Below are 20,038 nucleotides of genomic sequence, written 5' to 3'. Positions count from 1 at the left end.
ACGCAGGCAAATTTGACCAAGCCGTACGCTCAGGAGAAACCGTAGACATGCAAATCCAGGGCCGCCAACTACGCCTGCTGGCCCGCCCCGTGCACAACAGCGCAGGCCAGCCGATAGGGCGCATCACCCAATGGCAGGATCGCACAGACGAAATAGCCTCAGAAAACGAAGTTGCAGAAATAGTGACAGCAGCCGCCAACGGCGACCTCAGCCGTCGAGTCAACCTGCAAGGCAAAACCGGCTTCTTCGGAGTCCTGGCCACAGCCATGAACCAACTCATCGACACCAGCGAAGGCGTCATCACAGACACCGCGAAAGCCCTTGACGCACTCTCCCAGGGCGACCTCACCCACCGCATCACCCGGGGACTACCAAGGCATCTTTGGACAAGTCAAAGACAACGTCAACACCACCTCTGAAAAAACTCACCACCATTGTGCAAGAGATAAGAGGAGCGGCCGATGCCCTGACAGGGGCGGCCAACCAAGTCAGCGCCACAGCCCAAAGCCTAAGCCAGGCTGCCAGCGAGCAAGCCGCCAGCGTAGAAGAGACCACAGCCCAAATAGACGTGATGAGTGCCAGCATCACGCAAAACAGTGACAACGCCAAAGTCACAGACGGGATGGCCACGAAAACCACCAAAGAAGCGGTGGACGGAGGCAGCGCGGTCAGCCAAACCGTGACAGCCATGAAACAAATTGCGGCCAAGATCGGAATCGTGGACGACATCGCCTACCAGACCAACCTGCTGGCACTGAATGCAGCCATAGAAGCGGCCAGGGCAGGAGAGCACGGAAAAGGCTTTGCGGTGGTAGCGGCAGAGGTGAGAAAGCTGGCCGAACGCAGCCAGGAGGCGGCCAAAGAGATAGGAGAACTTGCGGGCAACAGCGTGACGACGGCGGAGAGGGCGGGCAAACTGCTGGACGAAATAGTGCCAAGCATCCAGAAGACGAGTGAACTGGTTCAAGAGATTGCGGCGGCCAGCAGCGAGCAAAGCGACTCGGTGAGCCAGATTGGAGGGGCGATGGGGCAGCTCTCCAAGGCGACCCAGCAAAACGCCAGTGCCAGTGAGGAGCTGGCAGCCACCAGCGAGGAGCTCTCGGGTCAGGCTGAGCAGTTGCAGCAAAGTATTGCGTTCTTTCAAACGGGTGGGGGCCGGGCAACGGTGCGCGACCGCCATGCCTTGGATGCACCTGAGCGCCGGGGTAGCGAGGGGCAAACCAGCCAACGCACCTATTCCCCCTTGATTGCTGCGCCTGTGCGCCGGGGTGGTGCGGGTAACTTCAGACCTTATTGAGAAGATGCCATGACTCATCATCAAGCCTTGACCGCTACATCATCGTTGTTACCTCCAAACCAATATTCAGCTAGGGAAGACGCGCTGCAATACCTCACTTTTTCTTTGGGTGACGAGGTGTTTGCCATGGACATTCGTATCGTGCGCGAAATCATTCAACATGGTGCCATGACCGTTGTGCCACTGATGCCCGAGTTTGTCCGTGGTGTCATCAATCTGCGTGGTGCTGTGGTGCCAGTGATCGATTTGCAGTCACGTTTTGGGCGTGGTGCAGCGCGAGTGGGTAAAAAAACCTGTGTCATTATTTTTGATGTCGGGCCGGAAGGAGATCGTGTCGAGCTGGGGTTGATGGTGGATGCTGTCAGCGAAGTGATCGACATTGCTGCTTCACAAATTGAGCCACCACCGCAATTTGGCACCAGCATTGCACGTGAGTTCATTCGCGGTTTGGGCAAGGTCGGTTCGGAATTCATTGTGATTTTGGAGCCAGATCGGGCGCTGAATGTGGATGACATGGTGGCCCTGGCAGAGCAAGGCCAAGCCATTTAAATGCCATTGGCTTAGTGATATCAACAACAAGGGTATTTATGAACCGCACGCAGCTCTCGATCAAAACCCGCGTTTTGTGGGGTTTTGCATTGCCTATTTTGTTGTTTATTGGTTTTACTGCCTGGTTTTCGAGTCAGATGACTCAAGTCAAAAATAGCTTGAACCACGTGTCCGGGCAAAGTGTGGAATATGCGTTGCTGGCGACTGCCATGGATAAAAACGTGGTTCAAATCCAGCAGTTTTTATCAGATGTGTCTGCCACTCAAGGCAAAGATGGGCTGGATGACGGGTTTAAAAATGCACAAACCAATTTTGATGAACTCAACACGGCGTTAGCCAAGTTCGAGAGCCATTTTGCAGCAGTGAATGATGTTGCTTCAGTCAAACTTGTGCAGTCCATCAAGGCAGATGCTGCGGCCTACTTTGCCAGTGGTAACGTTATGGCGCGGGCTTTTGTGACAGGTGGCCCGGTGCTAGGTAACAAACTGATGGGTGGATTTGATGCTGCCAGCGAAAAACTGCAGAAGGCGCTGACCCCTTTTGTTGCTGCACAAGTACGCAACATGAAGGTCGATTTGGCAGCAGCATCGGCAAAGACAGATCAGGTGTCACAAATTGGCATCATTTTTGTGGTTTTGGCTGTCGTACTGGCTGTTACTGTGGCTTTATGGATCACCGCAAGTATCACGCGACCATTAAAGCGAGCCTTGAGTGTGGCGCGAGATGTGGCCTCTGGGAACGTGAGTGCCCATATCGAAGTGGATAACAGTGAAGTCGGCCAACTGATGGCACCATTGGCCAAAATGCAAAGTACGTTCAAAGACTTTGAGGCTGCACAGACTGAGATGGCGCGCCAACATGCTGCGGGCATGCTGGACTACACCATGCCATTGAATCAACTGGAGGGGGCTTACCGGGGCATGGCGCAGTCCATCAATGCGCTGGTGCAATCGCACATAGCGGTGAAGATGCAAGTGGTGGAAGTGGTGTCTGCATACACGCAGGGCAAACTGGAAGTGCAAATGGAGCGCCTGCCCGGACAAAAAGCCCGCGTCACCGAAGCGATCGACAGCGTACAAAGAGCGATGAAAGCCGCAGCCGAAGCGGCGGCCTTCAACGAACGCATCCGCCTGAGCCTGGACAGCCTGCCGGTATGCGTGACCGTCTCCAACGACCAAGCCCAACTCATACACGCCACCCCCCCGGCCAAAGAACTCCTCAAACTCTTTGGAGGAAACAACTTCGATACGGACCAGTTCTACGGCAACAAACTCTCAAGCCTGTTTAAGAACCCGGAAGACGCAGGCAAATTTGACCAAGCCGTACGCTCAGGAGAAACCGTAGACATGCAAATCCAGGGCCGCCAACTACGCCTGCTGGCCCGCCCCGTGCACAACAGCGCAGGCCAGCCGATAGGGCGCATCACCCAATGGCAGGATCGCACAGACGAAATAGCCTCAGAAAACGAAGTTGCAGAAATAGTGACAGCAGCCGCCAACGGCGACCTCAGCCGTCGAGTCAACCTGCAAGGCAAAACCGGCTTCTTCGGAGTCCTGGCCACAGCCATGAACCAACTCATCGACACCAGCGAAGGCGTCATCACAGACACCGCGAAAGCCCTTGACGCACTCTCCCAGGGCGACCTCACCCACCGCATCACCCGGGACTACCAAGGCATCTTTGGACAAGTCAAAGACAACGTCAACACCACCTCTGAAAAACTCACCACCATTGTGCAAGAGATAAGAGGAGCGGCCGATGCCCTGACAGGGGCGGCCAACCAAGTCAGCGCCACAGCCCAAAGCCTAAGCCAGGCTGCCAGCGAGCAAGCCGCCAGCGTAGAAGAGACCACAGCCCAAATAGACGTGATGAGTGCCAGCATCACGCAAAACAGTGACAACGCCAAAGTCACAGACGGGATGGCCACGAAAACCACCAAAGAAGCGGTGGACGGAGGCAGCGCGGTCAGCCAAACCGTGACAGCCATGAAACAAATTGCGGCCAAGATCGGAATCGTGGACGACATCGCCTACCAGACCAACCTGCTGGCACTGAATGCAGCCATAGAAGCGGCCAGGGCAGGAGAGCACGGAAAAAGGCTTTGCGGTGGTAGCGGCAGAGGTGAGAAAGCTGGCCGAACGCAGCCAGGAGGCGGCCAAAGAGATAGGAGAACTTGCGGGCAACAGCGTGACGACGGCGGAGAGGGCGGGCAAACTGCTGGACGAAATAGTGCCAAGCATCCAGAAGACGAGTGAACTGGTTCAAGAGATTGCGGCGGCCAGCAGCGAGCAAAGCGACTCGGTGAGCCAGATTGGAGGGGCGATGGGGCAGCTCTCCAAGGCGACCCAGCAAAACGCCAGTGCCAGTGAGGAGCTGGCAGCCACCAGCGAGGAGCTCTCGGGTCAGGCTGAGCAGTTGCAGCAAAGTATTGCGTTCTTTCAAACGGGTGGGGGCCGGGCAACGGTGCGCGACCGCCATGCCTTGGATGCACCTGAGCGCCGGGGTGAACTGCGTCGCTCACTTGCGCCCAAATTGGCCGCGCCGAGCCGCTCTAGCGGCAATTTCAGACCTTATTAATTCAAGAAAGCTCCGTGTGGCCACCCTTAGTTTCAGTGACCGTGAGTTCAAAAAAATCAGCGACATCATGTATGCAGCTGCCGGTTTGTCGTTCAACGACTCCAAAAAGTCACTGATTCACTCACGTCTGGCCTCGCGCATCCAACGCCTGGGTTTATCCAGTTTTGGTGAATACATTGGTATTCTGGAAGACGAGTCGCAAGCGGCAGAGTTTCAGATGGCCGTGGATATGCTCACGACCAATGAGACTTATTTTTTCCGTGAACCCAAGCACTACGAGTTGTTGGAGCAAGAGTTGACACTGCGCCGTTCCAAAGCACCTCTGGCGGTCTGGAGTGCAGCTTCCAGCTTTGGTGATGAGGCCTACAGCACGGCCATGTTATTGGCTGATATGCAAACCCAGGGTCGGATCGGAGCGGATTGGTTGATTCTGGCGACCGACATCAGCCATCGTGTCTTGCTTAGTGCCAAAGAAGCCATTTACCCGGAGGATCGATTGCGAGCCGTCAGCCCCGAGCGGCTGAAACGCTATTGTTTACGGGGCCTGGGCGACTCTGAAGGGCAGGTGCTGATTCAGGACAAAATTCGACAGCGGGTGCAGTTTGGTCAACTTAATCTGTGCAAGCCAATAGATGGTATAGGTCCGTTTGATGTGATTTTTTTGCGCAACGTGCTGATTTACTTTGATCCACCTACCAAGATCGAGGTGGTTGACCGCGTACTGGGTGTTTTGAAACCGGGTGGGTTGCTTTTCTTGGGCACCGCCGAAGGCCGGGTGGCTTGTAAAACCGAGTTGCGAACCGTTCAGCCCGGTGCTTTTCGCAAGGTGGCTTAAATGGCCATTTTTGAACTTTTGCCTGGTGAAGTGGCGCTCGGTCGCAGCGGGGATACCCTGAAAACACTGTTGGGTTCCTGTGTCAGTGTGATCCTGACCGATCCGCGCCGCACGGTGGGTGTGATGTGCCACATTGTGCATGTGGGGCATCCCAATGCGGCCAACCAGGACAATACGGCGTTTGGCTCGGTTGCGATGGCCGAGATGACCCGGCGCTTGTTTGCCATCGGGTTTTCTCCGCGCAGCTGCGAGGCTTATGTGGTGGGGGGCGGGAACATGTTTCCGCAGTTGGTGACACATCACCATGTGGGTCTGAACAACGTGGATTGGGTCATGGGCTACCTTGAGCACCACAAAATTCCCGTGCTCAAGGAAGACCTGGGTGGCACGGGCTACCGCAAGCTGGTCTGGACGGTTGGCCCCAAAGACCCTGTGGTCGAAACAGTTTATACAAGTTAAGGACCTCAGCATGGTGGTGAAAGTATTTGTGGTGGACGACTCGGCGGTGGTGCGGCAAGCCCTGGCGCACATGTTGGCGGGTAACCCCGACGTGGAGTTGATCGGCAGCGCCCCCAATCCGCTTTTGGCGATGCAGGCCATCAAGAAAAATCCGCCAGACGTGTTGTTGCTGGACATTGAAATGCCCGGCATGGACGGACTGACCTTTTTGCGCCAGATCATGTCCAGCACCCCCATTCCTACGGTGATTTGTTCCACCTTGTCAACCGAAGGTAGTCGGGTCGCACTGGATGCTTTGAGTGCCGGTGCCGTGGCTGTTTTGGCCAAACCCAAGCTGGGCTTGAAGCAGCATCTGGATGATTCGCGTCACGAGATGATTCAAACACTAAAAACGGCTGCAAGGTCCAAACCACGGGCGCGAGGCGCTATACCTTCTGTAGTTCAAAAAACACCTGCGGCAGGGTCAGGACATGCCGTGGCTCCCCTTCCGGTGAGCCGGGCACCCGTATTGGCGGGTGTGCACGCTTTTGCCATGAACAAACCCGTGCTTATGGGCAGTTCGACAGGCGGCACACAAGCGCTTGAACTGGTGCTGACCAGCTTGCCCGCAGAGGCGCCCGGCATAGCGATTACCCAGCACATGCCGGAGAAATTTACCGCCATGTACGCCCAGCGCCTTAATGGCCTTTGCGCCATGAATGTGCGCGAAGCCAAAGATGGTGACCGGCTGGAGCGCGGCGTCGTCTTGATTGCACCTGGTGGCCTGCATATGCAGCTCACCAAATCCCATGGCCAGTATTACGTCAAGGTGATGGACGGTCCACCGGTCAATCGTCACAAGCCATCGGTGGATGTATTGTTCAAATCTGCCGCCGAGTGCGCCGGGCGCGACGCTTTGGCGATCATCATGACTGGTATGGGGGACGATGGTGCACGTGGCATGAAATCACTGCACGATGCGGGCGCACGTACCATTGCCCAAAACGAAGAAACCTGTGTGGTGTTCGGTATGCCCAAAGAAGCCATCAAACTGCAGGCAGTCGATGATATTTTGCCGTTGGAGAGCATTGCACGCGCCATTTTGCAGTTTGACTCACGGGCGTGAGCCGGGGTCAGCAGGCATTTCAAAAGAGGAGTTCATCATGTTATTAACGCCAGACCAGGAAATGATTCGCGACGCGGTGCGCGACTTTGCACAAGCTGAAATTTGGCCGCATGCGGCTAAGTGGGACAAAGCGCACACCTTCCCCAAAGACGTTCACCAGGGCCTGGCTGCACTGGGCGCGTATGGCATCTGTGTGCCTGAAGACCAGGGTGGGGCGGGGCTGGATTATTTGACGCTGGCGTTGGTGCTGGAAGAAATCGCTGCAGGCGACGGTGGCACCAGCACCGTGATCAGCGTCACCAACTGTCCCGTGAACGCCATTTTGATGAAGTTTGGTAATGCTGCACAAAAAAAACAGTGGTTGGAACCGCTGGCTCAGGGCCAACTGCTCGGCGCGTTTTGCCTGACCGAACCACATGTGGGCAGTGATGCCTCCGGTCTGCGCACCACAGCGGTCAAAGAAGGTGATGTGTACGTCATCAATGGGGTCAAGCAGTTCATCACCAGTGGCAAGAATGGTGACGTGGCCATTGTGATTGCCGTCACCGACAAAGCGGCCGGCAAAAAAGGCATGAGCGCGTTTCTGGTGCCCACCAGCACACCGGGCTATGTGGTGGCGCGGCTGGAGGACAAGCTGGGTCAGCATTCCAGCGACACGGCGCAGATCAACTTTGACAATTGCCGCATCCCCGTCGAAAACCTGATTGGTGCCGAAGGCCAGGGCTACGGCATTGCTTTGGGGGGGCTGGAGGGGGGCCGCATCGGTATTGCTGCGCAAAGTGTGGGTATGGCGCGCAGTGCGTTTGAGGTGGCACTGGCTTATGCCCAAGATCGACAAAGCTTTGGGACCGCCATTTTTAACCACCAGGCGGTCGGCTTCCGGCTGGCCGAGTGTGCGACCAAGCTGGAAGCGGCCAGACAACTGATCTGGCATGCTGCATCATTGCGCGATGCTGGCAAACCCTGCCTGAAAGAGGCCGCCATGGCCAAATTCTTTGCCAGCGAAATGGCCGAGCAAGTCTGCAGTGCCGCCATCCAGACGCTGGGTGGTTACGGCGTGGTGAACGACTTCCCGGTCGAGCGCATCTATCGCGATGTGCGGGTGTGCCAGATTTACGAAGGCACTAGCGACGTGCAGAAGATCATCATCCAGCGGGCACTTGCGTAACACGACACCGCTGCTCGCGAAAATCCAATTGCGCTGATGCGGCATTGGGACATGGACCCATGGACGTTGAAGATGTTTTGGTGCTTCAAAAAGTCGCAGGTAACCAGCGGGTTAAGGCTTTTTGAAGGGCCTCCAAGGCAATGGGTTTTGTCAAAAAATCGTTCATGCCGATGGCCAGGCAACGCTGGCGGTCTTCTTCAAAGGCATCCGCAGTCAGGGCGATGACGGGCAAGCGTGGGTACCCCTTTTCCGCTTCCCAGCGTCTGATGCTTTCGGTGGCACTGTAGCCATCCATCACGGGCATATGCAAGTCCATCAGTACCAGCAGGGGCGTGGTCTCCGGCTCGGACTGGTTGGCTTGGGTAATGTAGTCCACCGCCTGCTGACCGTTATGGACCACAGACACGGTCATTCCCAGGTTGCCCAGCAGCGATTGGATGACCCTGCAGTTGACCAGATTGTCTTCAACCACCAGCACATGGCCGTGAAGCAGCTGGTGGGCACTGGCTGGACCCACCTCGGATGCCTGGTACACACCTGGGTGGACCTCTTGTGTTTCGGCGATGCGGCGGGCCTGTACCCGAAACCAGAAACGTGATCCTTGGCCAGGTTCGCTCACGACCCCGACATCACCACCCATGGCTTTAGCCAGGTTACGCACAATGGACAAGCTCAGCCCAGACCCCCCAAACTCACGGGTCGTGGAGCTGTCGGTTTGTGAAAACGGTTTGAACAACAAATCGAGTTTGTGAGCCGGGATACCTATACCCGTGTCGCTAACCGAAAACTCCAGCAAAGCTGATTCTTTCGTGTGCTGGATCTCACAGGCATCTATGCGGATATGGCCTTTGGATGTGAACTTGAGCGCATTACCAACCAGGTTGGAGAGCATTTGACGCAGCCGGTTGGCATCGGTCTGGTAGCACTGACCCGTGGCCCCTTTCCACTGAGTTTCGATCGGCAGGCCTTTGGTTTTAGCGGCCCCGGCAAACAGGTTGTGGCATTCGTGAATGAGTGTGTCAGGCGCAAATACCGTGGATTCAAGTTGCAACTTGCCGGCCTCGATTTTTGATAAATCCAGAATATCGTTGAGCAGAGCCAACAGGGTCTGCCCGCTAGACTGAATGGTGCGTGCGTAGTCCAGCCGCTCAGCTTCGTTGGGATTGGGCAGCAGCAATAGCTGCGCCATGCCCAGAATGCCATTCATCGGGGTACGGATTTCGTGGCTCATGGTGGCTAAAAACTGGCTTTTGGCCAGGTTGGCTGCCTCGGCCACTTCTCTGGCATGCACCAGTTCCGTGATGTCGATGCGAAAGCCTACCGTTTGCCCGTCAGGCATCTTTCGCTCAATCACACGCAGCCAATGTCCGTCGTCGAGATGCTGCACCAGATGGATGTTGCTGGCACGATGGACGGCCATACGCTCAGTGACCCACTCGTCCACGCGTCCTATGGCATCTTTGTACTGGCCGCGCTCAGCCCCTGTTCGAATGATGCTTTCAAAGCTTGCACCGGGCACGATCAGGTCGCTGGAAGTGGCATACAAACTGCGGTATTTGTCATTGCAGAACAACAAACGGTCATCTGCGTCGTACATCACAAAGGCTTCGCCTACGGTGTCTATGGCGGCACGCAGGAGGTGTGCGCTGCGCTGGATTTCAGCTTCAGCCTGCTTGCGTTGGCTGATGTCCTGGGCGTTGAATTGAAGCATCGGCTCACCGGTCACCGGATCCAATACCGGGCGGGCATCAAATTCATACCAACGCGGCCCCTTCAGGGTGCTCAGCTCGGCCTCGGCCGTGTGGATGTGATCGCTGCGCACGTGGACAAGAGCGCGCTCAGCCTGCACCGGGTCTACAAACATGGCAGCAAAATCGTTGCGACGAACCGACGTGTCCATGATGCCAAAACTGTGTACGCCTGATGGGTTGCGCATCACGGCACTGCCGTCAGATACACGGAAGAGTCCAACGATCATAGGCGTCTGCTGCATGGCTTCAACACCCCGCAGCACCGAGGGGTCCAGGGAGGTCTGAACCAGCGAGGCCTCGTACAGAATGGCTCGGCTGCCATCCGGGAGTTCAACCCCGATGGTGTGAGCGTTCAAGGTCGTGGGTTTGCCGTGCGGGTAAACCGTCCACTGGTCGCGCCCACAGTGGCCGGCTGCATGTTCGTCCATCTGCGCCTGGTTACGTGTGATGGTGCTGGGTGAAAGATTGGAAAAATCACGCGCCAGAAAATCTTCAAGTGTGGCCGCGTTCCAAAAAGCCAAGCCCGCCGGGTTGGCCCAGCGCATGCATTTGCCAGCCAAGTCAAACACCCACATGGGGGTATCGGTCCATTCCAAAGCCGCCAATGCACTGAATGGCAAAACGGCGGGTGGGATTTTGGGCATCAATCCATGGGTCATAAATACGTCACTGGGCCAGGGAAATTCCGGTGGCCTTGAGGATGCTGGCCGCCGAAATACGTGGTTTGACGTGAGTCAGCCAGTTCACCAAACGTGGCATACCGGCATCGGGTACCGGTTGGGGGCATGCTGTTAACCTCAGACCGCTGTCCCCATGCGACAGCACAAGCCAGGCTATGGTGACCTTGGTGCTGTAAGGATTGCCGGGGAGTTGGTCGAGTTTCATCGTGTACCTCAAGTCTTGACGTTTGTTTTTACACCAAAAAGTACGCACAAATCCATGATGTAGATTGCTTGCAAGCCTCGTTATCACGGCTTTCAAAGAGGGCACCATCGGCCGCGGACAGAGACGGGCCGATTTTTCATCGGCACCATGTTGGGTGCAAACCGGTGGGTGGCGAGTCGTTGACAATACGATTTCCATCACACCTCAAGCACTCAAGCCCGTTTTGGCATGTACACCCAACACTTTGGTCTGACGCAAGACCCGTTCTCGATTGCCCCGGACCCGCGGTTTTTATTCATGAGCGAGCGCCACCGCGAGGCTTTGGCACACCTGCTTTATGGCGTGGCGGGGCAAACCGGTGCGGCCGGTGGTACGGGGGGCGGATTTGTGTTGCTCACGGGGGATATTGGCGCAGGCAAAACCACCATTTGCCGCTGCTTTCTGGAGCAGATTCCTGACGGTTGCCATGTCGCCTACATCTTCAACCCCAAGCTCACCGTGCAGGAGCTGCTGCAGTCGATTTGCGAAGAATTCCACATCGCGTTGCCGAGTGGCATGGCCTCTGCGCCCACGGCCAAAAGCTACATTGATGCGTTAAATGCCTATTTGTTGCAAAGCCATGCGGCCGGGGAAAACTGTGTGCTCATCATTGATGAGGCGCAAAATCTCAGCGGGGATGTCCTGGAGCAACTGCGCTTGCTCACCAATCTGGAAACCCATGAGCGCAAGCTGCTGCAGATTGTGTTGATTGGCCAGCCCGAGTTGCGCACCCTGCTGGCCAGCCCAGCACTGGAGCAACTGGCCCAACGTGTGGTGGCGCGTTTTCATCTGGGTACGCTGAATGCAGCAGAAACCGCTCATTACATTGAGCACCGGCTGGCGGTGGCTGGCCACACCGGTGCTCAGCCGTTTGAACCCCAAGCCCTGGTGCTTATTCACCAGCTGACGCGTGGTGTGCCGCGGCGCATCAATTTGCTATGTGGTCGCGCCCTGCTGGGAGCCTGGACAACCGGCGCGGCACGTGTGAATGCCAAGGTGGTTCGCCAAGCCGCCACGGAGGTTTTTGGCGAATTTGAAAATAAAACAAAGAATTTGGCTGTAATGCCCGTGATTGTTGCGCTGGCAGCTCTTTTTTTTGTAGTTGTTGCGGTGGCATTCTGGCGGTTTTGGCCACTGGCAGTCAAGCCCGCCAGTGGCACCCCAAGCGCCGCCATCTCTCACCCGTCTGTCCCTGCCAGCGTAGCCGCCACCACGACTGCGCGTGCGCCCACCTCAAGCCCGAGTACCGGTGCCAGTGCCACGGTGGTGCCGCCCGCTAGCCAGGGTGCTGCGCTACCGCCCGTGGGGGTGGCTCTGGATCATCAGAGCACCTTGTGGGCCGCCATGCCGCAAGACCTGCCGACCGCTTGGCGTGCGCTGGCCGCGGTCTGGTCCCTGCCCGCATCCAGTGGTGATCCTTGTGCCGCTGCCGCCCGGCAACAGCTGTTATGCCATCAGGCCAGTCGACTCACCCTGGTGCAACTGCGTCAATTGGGTCGCCCTGGTATCTTGACGCTGAAGTCGGGCTCCGCCCCGCCGGTGTATGCGGTGTTGATTGGCTTGACACCAGCCTCTGCCACTCTGCTGATCGGGGATCAACGGGTGGTGGTGGGAGTGATGGCCCTCAGCCAGCTCTGGCAGGGAGACTTTGCCACCTACTGGAAGCCCCCCATGGGGTTCACCACCGATTTCAAAGAGGGCTCCCGTGGGCCGATGATCCGGCAACTGACCGAGCAGTTGGCCCGTATGGAAGGCCGTGCCCTTCCCCTTGTTCATGTCTCCGAGCCGGTGCTGGACGCGGCGTTGCGCCAGCGCGTGGCCGCTTTCCAGCAAGTCAACGGGTTAAAGCCTGACGGTTGGCCTGGTGCGATGACCTTCATGCAAATCGAACGCGCTCTGGGGTTGACCCAGCCACACTTGCAAACCGAATTCCGCTGAACCTATGTCCTACATTCTTGATGCTCTCCAACGTGCTGAAGCGCAGCGTGCACGCGGCACCGTGCCGGGTCTGCACGCCCAACCCCTGCCTGGGGTGAATCACACAAGCACCACCGTCACCAGTCGCCAGCGTGTTTTATGGAGGGGGCTTGCCATCGCTGTACTGATGGGGGCTGGCTGGGGGTTCTGGGCTTGGCGCACTTCTACCGGTGAGGCCGCTCAGGCGACCCCACCCGTGAGCACCGTGGCGGCCCCCGTCATTCCATCTGCCGAGCTGCCTGTCCGTGCGCCTGTCGTCGTCCTGCAAGTGGTGCCGCGCGACCAGCCGCAAGCGGTTGCGCCACCTGCAACCAAGGCCGTGGTTCAAGAGCCACCGTTGCCCCGGCAGGATAGGGTGGTTTCCACCAGTGCAGCACCCCAGCCCGTGGCCCCAAGCAAGCCGGAAACCCCTGCGGCCAACCATCCGCCCGGCACGCCTGTCCCTCAGCCGCCAGTGGCCTCCTTGGCCCTGCCAGCGGCGCAAGCATCACCTGTGCCGAAGTTGGCTGATCTGCCCGAGAGTCTGCGCCGTCAAATCCCCGCAGTACAAATCACCGGCAGCGTATATTCAGACAGCCCCAGCCAGCGCCTGTTGCTGGTGAATAACCAGGTGTTACCCCAAGGCAGCACGGTCGCGGCTGAGCTCATTCTGGAAGAAATTCGCGTGCGCAGTGCCGTGTTCAGCTTTCGTGGAACCCGGTTTCAGATGGGTTATTGATGCTATATTATCAATAGCTACTTAGGCTTTATGAATAAGCACCAGAGGCTATTTTTTTATATGAAATACCTCCGTCCGGCGTTCCCCTATTTTTTAATCACCATCACACCATGCCTGATTTTTTAGCCACTTCCCTGTTGCTTGCCAGTGCTGCGTTTGCCGCAGGTGTGCTGAATGCCATTGCTGGTGGCGGCAGTTTTTTGACCTTGCCTGCGCTCATCTTTACCGGCGTACCACCCATCATGGCCAACGCGACCAGTGCATTGGCGGTCAGCCCTGGTTACCTGGGCAGCACGCTGGGTTTCAAATCTGAATTACGCGCCATGTCCCTGACCCGGCTGAAGCGCGAAATGGTGATTGCATCCTTGGGTGGGGTGGTGGGTGCCTTGCTGCTGTTGGTGACCCCGGCCAAGTTGTTTTCAGGCATCGTGCCCTGGCTGCTGTTGTTTGCCACCGTGTTGTTTGCGGCGGGCCCGGCCATTGCCAAGCGAGCCACCCGTGCGGCCCAGGGCGACACTCACCTGGCCAAATGGCGTGAACCCGGCTTGTTGCTGGCCTGTATTTACGGTGGTTATTTCAACGGTGGCCTGGGCATTTTGTTGATGGCGCTCTACAGCGCCACGGGTGAGCGCCACATTCACACGGCCAATGCGCTGAAAAACCTCAACTCGTTGGTGTTGTCCTGGTTGTCTGTGGCCGCCTTTGTGTTGGCCGGGGTGATTGCCTGGCGTGAAGGTGTGTTGATGATGCTGGCCGCCACGGCGGGTGGTTTTTGGGGTGCCCGCTGGTCCAAACGACTGCCTGCCAAGTGGGTGCGTGCGGGCGTGATCTGCACCGGCCTGGTGATGAGTGCGGTGTTTTTTGCTCGCAGCTATTAAGTTGGCGTATCCGGTATGTGCTCAGCCCCTAAACTCAAACCCACTTTGATGTGAGTTAGAACCGTCATGTTTGAAATTTTTCCCTGGAATCCGAACCTTGAAACCGGCATCGACCTGATTGACGTGCAACACCGCAAGCTGGTCAGCCTGATCAACCAGTTGGCACAGCAACATGTCCAGGGTGCCACCGAGGCTGAAGTCCAAGCCATTCTGGGCGAGCTGAGCGACTACGCTGATTACCACTTCCGCACCGAGGAAGGCATTTGGAAAACCGCGCTGGCAGGGGATGACTGGCTGATTCAGCACATCCAAACCCATCAACGGTTTTTCAGCCACATCGCGGAACTGCAGTCCAGCCGGCGGCCTTTTCAGGCGGTGCTGGACGACTTGTTTTCCTACCTGATCCAGTGGCTGGCCTACCACATTCTGGACAACGACAAGCGCATGGCCTTGGCCCTCAAAGCCATTGGGCAGGGGGCCAGTGTGGCATCTGCCCACGCCCAGGCTGACGCACACATGCAGGGTGCCACCGCCACCTTGATTCAGACCGTGCTCGGCATGTACCAAACGCTGTCGTCCCAAGCGTTGATACTGATGCACGAAAAGCTGGGTCGCCAGCGTGCCGAACAAGCCCTGGCCGAAAGCGAGGCCCGCTGGCGTTTGCTGCTGGAGCACACCGCTGACCATCAGCACAGCGGCTCGCGTTTTGAAAAAAATCTGAGCAAAATCATTGACGAATTGCCTGCCGGACTGGCGGTAGTCAACCCGGGCTCGCTGGGGTTTGTGTTTGTGAACCCGTGGTTTTGCCGCATGCTGGGCTATACCCGTGATGAGTTGCTGGCCTTGGGGGTTGAAGACATTCACCCGCCGGAGTGTTTTGCCGAGGTGACCTCCTCGTTACGCAGCGTCAGCCTCCATCAAAGAAGATCGGCGCTCATCATGCCGGTGTATCGCAAAGATGGCAGCCACTTTTTGGCCAGCATTGAGCGCACCGCCATTGATCTGGATGGCATGCTCAGTTCCATGGCCATCTTCACCGATGTCACTGAGCGTGAAGTCGCCCGAACCGCTCTGGAGGATGAGCGCCTGCGACTGCAAAATGCCATGGATGCCGTGCAGGCGGGCACCTGGGAGCTTGACCTGAATACCCAGACGGTGCGCTACGATGATCGTTTTGCCCGCATGCTGGGTTATGACAACCGCGGCCCGATGGCCGGGGCCTACGCGATGTATCTGTCGTGGATACACACCGACGACCGCGCTGCACAACAGTTGCAAATGGACCGTCATTTGCGTGGCGACACGCCCCATTTTGAAGCTGAACTGCGTCTGCGCCATAAAGATGGTCACTGGGTTTGGTGCCGTACCCTGGGTCGGGTGATGCAGCGTGATGCCCATAACCAGCCCCTTTGGGTGACGGGTATCAGCGTGGACATCAGCGAACAGAAAACCCATCGTCAGCAAATTGACCACATCACCCATCACGATGCATTGACCGGTCTGCCCAACCGCAAACTGTTTGTGCAAACCCTGGCACAAGCCATGCAGGCGGCTACCCAGGCGCACCATGTGCTGGCTGTCACCTATCTGGATCTGGACGGCTTGAGTGCCATCAACGACTGTTATGGCCAAGAGGTCGGCAATCAACTGGTACTGGAAATCAGCCGCAGGCTGAGGCAGTTGCCCCACCCGCATGACCACCTGGCGCATATTGGGGGGGATGAATTTGCCGTCATTTTGAGCCCACTGGAACAGCCGCAGGCTTTTGAGACTCCGGTCAAAGCTTTGCTGGACATGGTTTCTGCCCCCATGATCCTGCATGGAATCTCGCTGCAAGTCACGGCCAGTATTGGGATCACGCTGTTTCCCCAGCTTGAAAAAATGGATGCCGAACAACTGCTGCGCCAGGCGGATCAAGCCATGTACCTGGCCAAATTGGCTGGCAAAAACCGTGCACACCTGTTTGACCCGATCAATGACGAAACCACCCGTGCGCAATTCATGCGTATTGACGAGATTCACCAGGGTTTGCTGAAGAATGAGTTTGTGCTGCACTACCAGCCCAAAGTCAACTTGTCCAGCGGGGCCGTGGTGGGTTTTGAGGCGCTGATTCGCTGGCAGCACCCCAGTCGTGGTTTGCTGTTACCAGGCTTGTTCATCCCAGCGCTGAGCCAGCACCCCATGGCCGTCAACCTGGGGAATTGGGTGATTGACACCGCATTGGCCCAATTGGCCCAATGGAACGCGCTGGGTATCCGCACCACCGTGAGTGTCAACATTGACAGCCTGCAACTCCACGACCCCGATTTTGCAGACCGGCTGCAACGCCAGTTGAATGCGCAACCCAGCGTTCAGCCCTGGCAGTTGGAGCTGGAGATTCTGGAAACCGGAGCCCTGGAAAACATGGCGCATGTGTCCGCGTTGGTGAACCACTTGCAGCGTATGGGGTTTGAGTGCGCGCTGGACGACTTTGGCACCGGCTACTCTTCACTCACCTTCCTGAAGCAGCTGGAAGCGCGCACTATCAAGATCGACCAGAGTTTTGTACGCGGCATGCTGGACGATGCCCAGCACGCGGCCATCGTCAACAGTGTGCTGGATCTGGCTCGCAACTTTACCCGCCGGGCGCTGGCCGAAGGGGTGGAAACCGAAGCCCATGGACAGGCCCTGATTGAATTGGGTTGTGAATTTGGTCAGGGTTATGCCATTGCTCACGCCATGCCCGCCGACACCGTTGCGTTGTGGATGTCGCAATGGCAGGTGCCCGCCAGCTGGGCGGCGCACCGCCCTGCCGTCTGAGGCAGCGCTGCCACACTTCAAGCCACCGTAAAACGCTTCTGTAAGTAGCTGATGATGGCCCCCGACTCATACAGCCAGCGGGTCTGGCCGCCTGGCTCGCTGATCTTCAGGCACGGCACTTTCACCGTGCCGCCACCTTGCGCCAGATCGGCTCTGTTCTGCAGGTCATGCTGCGCGTCGCGCCGCTCAATCGGCAGGGACAAGCGGCGCATTTCCTGGCGGGTCTTGATGCAAAACGGGCAGGTGGAAAACTGGTACAGCACCAGGCTCTGGCACTGCTGATCCACACTTTGTTGCTGTGCCGGGGCACGCACCACGCCTTTGGGACGGCTGGCCCATTCCCACAACAGCATGAAGGGGCCGAGCACGATGCGCAGAGTTTTGAAGAAGCTTCGGATGATGAATTTCATAAGAGGAATGGGGAGCAGGCAAAGATGGCCATTCTCTCAGGTCACCACGTTACCAGGATCGCCCTCAAATTTGGTTGTGATGCTGTTGTTTTTCCTAGACGCAAACTGCTGCCACTCAGAACTGTGTTGACATTTGGCTTTTGGCGAAAGAAACTGAGCCCCAGGGGAGGGTTTTCATGTCATCTAACTTACCAAGGTCATTCGCTGTCGTTATTCGATGCTGTTTGATTTTTCTGATTGCGATTTCGACCAACGCCAATGCACTCACGCAGTGCGGCTTTAACCCCCCCATTGGGTTTTGACCCCGAACTTTTTCCTAATCTCCCGAATGGTTACGACGGAAACATCTACGACAGTGAGGCAGCTGCATTGGCTGCGGCTAAGCAGGCCGTCTTTGGCCCCAGCGGAATTCATGCCGCACTGTCTCTAGAACAAATTTGCGGTGGTGTTTACATCTCGGCGGATCTGTCTTTTGTTGCTGGAGGTGGAGCGGGTGAGATCAATTTTTTTGACTCTGGCACATACCCTCTTGCCAACTTTCCGGGCATGTCGATTCTGTTTTTCAAGGCCATAAAGGGTGTCTGTATCGATGGCCGCATTGCGCGAACGCTTGATGTGGCCTATGCCCCTGGCTATATTCTTCGCTGCACGCAAACATCAGTCGCAAACATCAGCCTTTCAGGCCCCAGCGAAACTCGCCCTTCCGGGACAGGTGGCAGCGCGGTGGCCACATTGACCGCCAAGGTCACAGACAGTACAGCGCCAAAGGCGGGCGTTGCGGTGCAGTTTTCCGTGGATGTGACCCCCAACTCCGGCGGCCACGAGCACCACGATGCCGCCCGACTCAAAGGCACACTCAGTGGCACCCAAGGCATCACAGATGCCAATGGCGAGGTCAAAGTCACTTTCATCGCTACCGAAGTGGCGGGCACTCACACCGTCAAAGCCACTTGCGCCACCTGCGCCAACAGCCCCGCCACAAAAGAAATACAGGTCAAGGTGCCAGACCTGCTGCCCATTTCTCCCAATGCGCCCCAAAACGCAGATGGTACTTTTGTTTACGCCCTGACCAGTGTTGACAAAACGCACCAAGGCAATGGGCGGTATCACCACAATCAGTACTACTTGACGGAGCAATCGCGGCAAAACCTACGTGCAATGATTTCTGACTTCGCTGCTGAGGGGTGGGGCACGGTGGCTTTGAACGATGCCAGCCTGTATTGGGGCGGGCGCTACGACATCACGTCGAATTGGAAGGCTCCTCATGCTGGTCATCGAGAAGGGCGCGAAATCGACATATCGTTTGCTCGTGCCGGCAACCCGATTTCTGCGCCCAAGCAAAAGGTTTTTTACGACAAGTTTTGCAAGAACAAAAAGGTGAGCTTCCCTTTTTCAATTCTTCACCACTATGTGAAGAACCCGCACTTTCATGTGTATCTGGAAAAACAAACGGCCTGCTGGACATCGGAGAAGTAAACCATGCACATCACCAAACACATTCACTTTATCCTGTCAATCTTGTTGCTGGGCATGGGGCAAGCCCATTCTCAAGACAGCGCGGTTTTTGATACGCAACAAAACGTGTGGAGGCTCTACTACCAAGACCCGGAAACTGCGCAGTGGGTCAACAAGACCTATGAGGCCCGCACAGCCATTCGGCCAAGCATCAAATCCAGTGTTGCAGGCAATGGCACACCGTTTTCGTACCAATACACCGTGCGCAACCAGCGGGGTGCAAAACAAAAACTCAGCGTGATTCGCATCTGGGGTATCCCATTGATCTACACAATCCCGAATTTGCCGCTCGTTACTGCCAACGCAAAAACTGATCCCGAGACCGAAGACAAGCAACAGTGGGCACAGCTCAAAGTGAAAAGAAATTTTGAATCCAGCGTGGTCAAAGCACCCAAAGGCTGGAGTGCCGGGCTGCGGGTCGATGAGAAAGAAGGGCAAACCAGTTTCGTCTGGACACCGGGCTTAAAAGACACAGACCCCGATGGCATCGAACCTGGTCGTTCACAGGGGGGCTTTACTGTGCTGAGGCCGGAGCTGCCAGGTGTGGCACGCACGTATCTGCAGGGGAGTATTGAAGAACCCTGGGGGCTCGATGGGTTGCCAGAAACCCCGTTCTGGACGGCGAAGGTCAATGAGATCGAAGAGCTGGATTACTTGCTGGTGCCGGTACTGGCCCCCATCATTCCCGTTCCCAATCCGTACAACGGCGCAGAGCTTGCAAGGCGGCTCAAGGCCCATGTTCAAACTTGGCTGAAATACGGGCACATCAATGCCGATGTGCTGACACGGCTGAATCGCCAGTTTGATGTGCTGATTCCCGCGCTGGAAATAAACAACAAACACGCCGTTCGGGCGGCGGTGGCGGCCATACGCAAGGAATGCGCTGATCATCAGCGTGAGCTGGGTGATGACAAAGCAGGCGAAGACGACGATGATGATCATGATTCGGAAGCGTTGCCGCGTACACCAGTGCAACGCAATGCAGCCCCAATCCTGACGCTAGACCGCGTAGCCGCAAGGGCACTGATGTTTGATTTGCGTTACTTGATGGATCGGATGGACTCGGGGCGTTGAAA

16 protein-coding genes and 2 pseudogenes are annotated in these 20,038 nt (G+C 56.9%); 15 read left to right on the top strand and 3 right to left on the bottom strand.

The window, feature by feature from the left end:
• Positions 1-47 precede the first annotated feature (47 nt).
• From LDN84_RS20435 to LDN84_RS20395, 9 genes and pseudogenes are all read left to right on the top strand, one after another.
• Positions 48-419 carry a hypothetical protein gene (locus LDN84_RS20435; protein WP_223905390.1) on the top strand — a complete coding sequence of 124 codons (372 nt, stop codon included), beginning with the start codon at positions 48-50 and terminating at the stop codon, positions 417-419.
• A 17-nt stretch (positions 420-436) separates the two neighbouring features.
• Positions 437-1,297, top strand: a complete 861-nt coding sequence (locus LDN84_RS20430) for a methyl-accepting chemotaxis protein (RefSeq protein ID WP_223905388.1) — start codon at positions 437-439, stop codon at positions 1,295-1,297.
• 9 nt (positions 1,298-1,306) lie between these two features.
• A complete protein-coding gene (locus LDN84_RS20425) occupies positions 1,307-1,846 on the top strand; it encodes a chemotaxis protein CheW (RefSeq protein ID WP_223905386.1) in 540 nt (179 codons plus the stop codon).
• 38 nt (positions 1,847-1,884) lie between these two features.
• Positions 1,885-2,925 (top strand): annotated as a pseudogene (locus tag LDN84_RS23060) (HAMP domain-containing protein); the annotation flags it as partial.
• Between the two features lie 507 nt (positions 2,926-3,432).
• Positions 3,433-4,423: pseudogene (locus LDN84_RS23215) on the top strand (methyl-accepting chemotaxis protein); the annotation flags it as partial.
• Between the two features lie 16 nt (positions 4,424-4,439).
• Positions 4,440-5,258, top strand: coding sequence for a CheR family methyltransferase (locus LDN84_RS20410; protein WP_223905384.1), 819 nt, complete (start codon positions 4,440-4,442; stop codon positions 5,256-5,258).
• On the top strand, positions 5,259-5,717 hold the full coding sequence (locus LDN84_RS20405; protein WP_223905382.1) for a chemotaxis protein CheD: 459 nt from the start codon (positions 5,259-5,261) through the stop codon (positions 5,715-5,717).
• A 10-nt stretch (positions 5,718-5,727) separates the two neighbouring features.
• Positions 5,728-6,822, top strand: coding sequence for a protein-glutamate methylesterase/protein-glutamine glutaminase (cheB, locus tag LDN84_RS20400; RefSeq protein WP_223905380.1), 1,095 nt, complete (start codon positions 5,728-5,730; stop codon positions 6,820-6,822).
• 37 nt (positions 6,823-6,859) lie between these two features.
• Entirely contained in the window at positions 6,860-7,990 is a 1,131-nt protein-coding gene (locus LDN84_RS20395; RefSeq protein ID WP_223905378.1) for an acyl-CoA dehydrogenase family protein, read from the top strand.
• Positions 7,991-8,075: 85 nt separating this feature from the next.
• On the opposite strand, the gene LDN84_RS20390 is transcribed toward LDN84_RS20395, so the two are convergent.
• Both LDN84_RS20390 and LDN84_RS20385 read right to left on the bottom strand, forming a co-directional pair.
• Complete coding sequence (locus LDN84_RS20390) at positions 8,076-10,385, bottom strand: ATP-binding protein (protein WP_223905376.1); 2,310 nt, start codon at positions 10,383-10,385, stop codon at positions 8,076-8,078.
• A 22-nt stretch (positions 10,386-10,407) separates the two neighbouring features.
• Positions 10,408-10,626 (bottom strand): hypothetical protein, encoded by a 219-nt coding sequence (locus tag LDN84_RS20385; RefSeq protein WP_223905373.1) that lies wholly within the window; start codon positions 10,624-10,626, stop codon positions 10,408-10,410.
• Positions 10,627-10,854: 228 nt separating this feature from the next.
• Between LDN84_RS20385 and LDN84_RS20380 the strand changes: the two genes are divergently transcribed.
• From LDN84_RS20380 to LDN84_RS20365, 4 genes are all read left to right on the top strand, one after another.
• Positions 10,855-12,603 (top strand): ExeA family protein, encoded by a 1,749-nt coding sequence (locus tag LDN84_RS20380; RefSeq protein ID WP_223905371.1) that lies wholly within the window; start codon positions 10,855-10,857, stop codon positions 12,601-12,603.
• A 4-nt stretch (positions 12,604-12,607) separates the two neighbouring features.
• Positions 12,608-13,360, top strand: coding sequence for a general secretion pathway protein GspB (locus LDN84_RS20375; RefSeq protein WP_223905370.1), 753 nt, complete (start codon positions 12,608-12,610; stop codon positions 13,358-13,360).
• Positions 13,361-13,470: 110 nt separating this feature from the next.
• The gene (locus LDN84_RS20370; RefSeq protein WP_223905368.1) at positions 13,471-14,238 is read left to right on the top strand and encodes a sulfite exporter TauE/SafE family protein; all 768 of its coding nucleotides are present in this window, start codon (positions 13,471-13,473) and stop codon (positions 14,236-14,238) included.
• A 66-nt stretch (positions 14,239-14,304) separates the two neighbouring features.
• Complete coding sequence (locus LDN84_RS20365) at positions 14,305-17,037, top strand: EAL domain-containing protein (protein ID WP_223905366.1); 2,733 nt, start codon at positions 14,305-14,307, stop codon at positions 17,035-17,037.
• 17 nt (positions 17,038-17,054) lie between these two features.
• Here LDN84_RS20365 and LDN84_RS20360 read toward each other — a convergent pair whose 3' ends face one another.
• Positions 17,055-17,447, bottom strand: coding sequence for a glutaredoxin family protein (locus LDN84_RS20360; RefSeq protein ID WP_223905364.1), 393 nt, complete (start codon positions 17,445-17,447; stop codon positions 17,055-17,057).
• Between the two features lie 258 nt (positions 17,448-17,705).
• On the opposite strand from LDN84_RS20360, the gene LDN84_RS20355 reads away from it, so the two are divergent.
• Entirely contained in the window at positions 17,706-18,923 is a 1,218-nt protein-coding gene (locus tag LDN84_RS20355; protein ID WP_223905362.1) for an Ig-like domain-containing protein, read from the top strand.
• A gap of 3 nt (positions 18,924-18,926) precedes the next feature.
• A complete protein-coding gene (locus LDN84_RS20350; RefSeq protein ID WP_223905360.1) occupies positions 18,927-20,036 on the top strand; it encodes a hypothetical protein in 1,110 nt (369 codons plus the stop codon).
• Positions 20,037-20,038 lie beyond the last annotated feature (2 nt).

Origin of the sequence: Rhodoferax lithotrophicus (assembly GCF_019973615.1) — a bacterium.
Classification (GTDB): Bacteria; Pseudomonadota; Gammaproteobacteria; order Burkholderiales; family Burkholderiaceae_C; genus Rhodoferax; species Rhodoferax lithotrophicus.
This window is presented reverse-complemented; position numbering and strand designations above follow the sequence as displayed.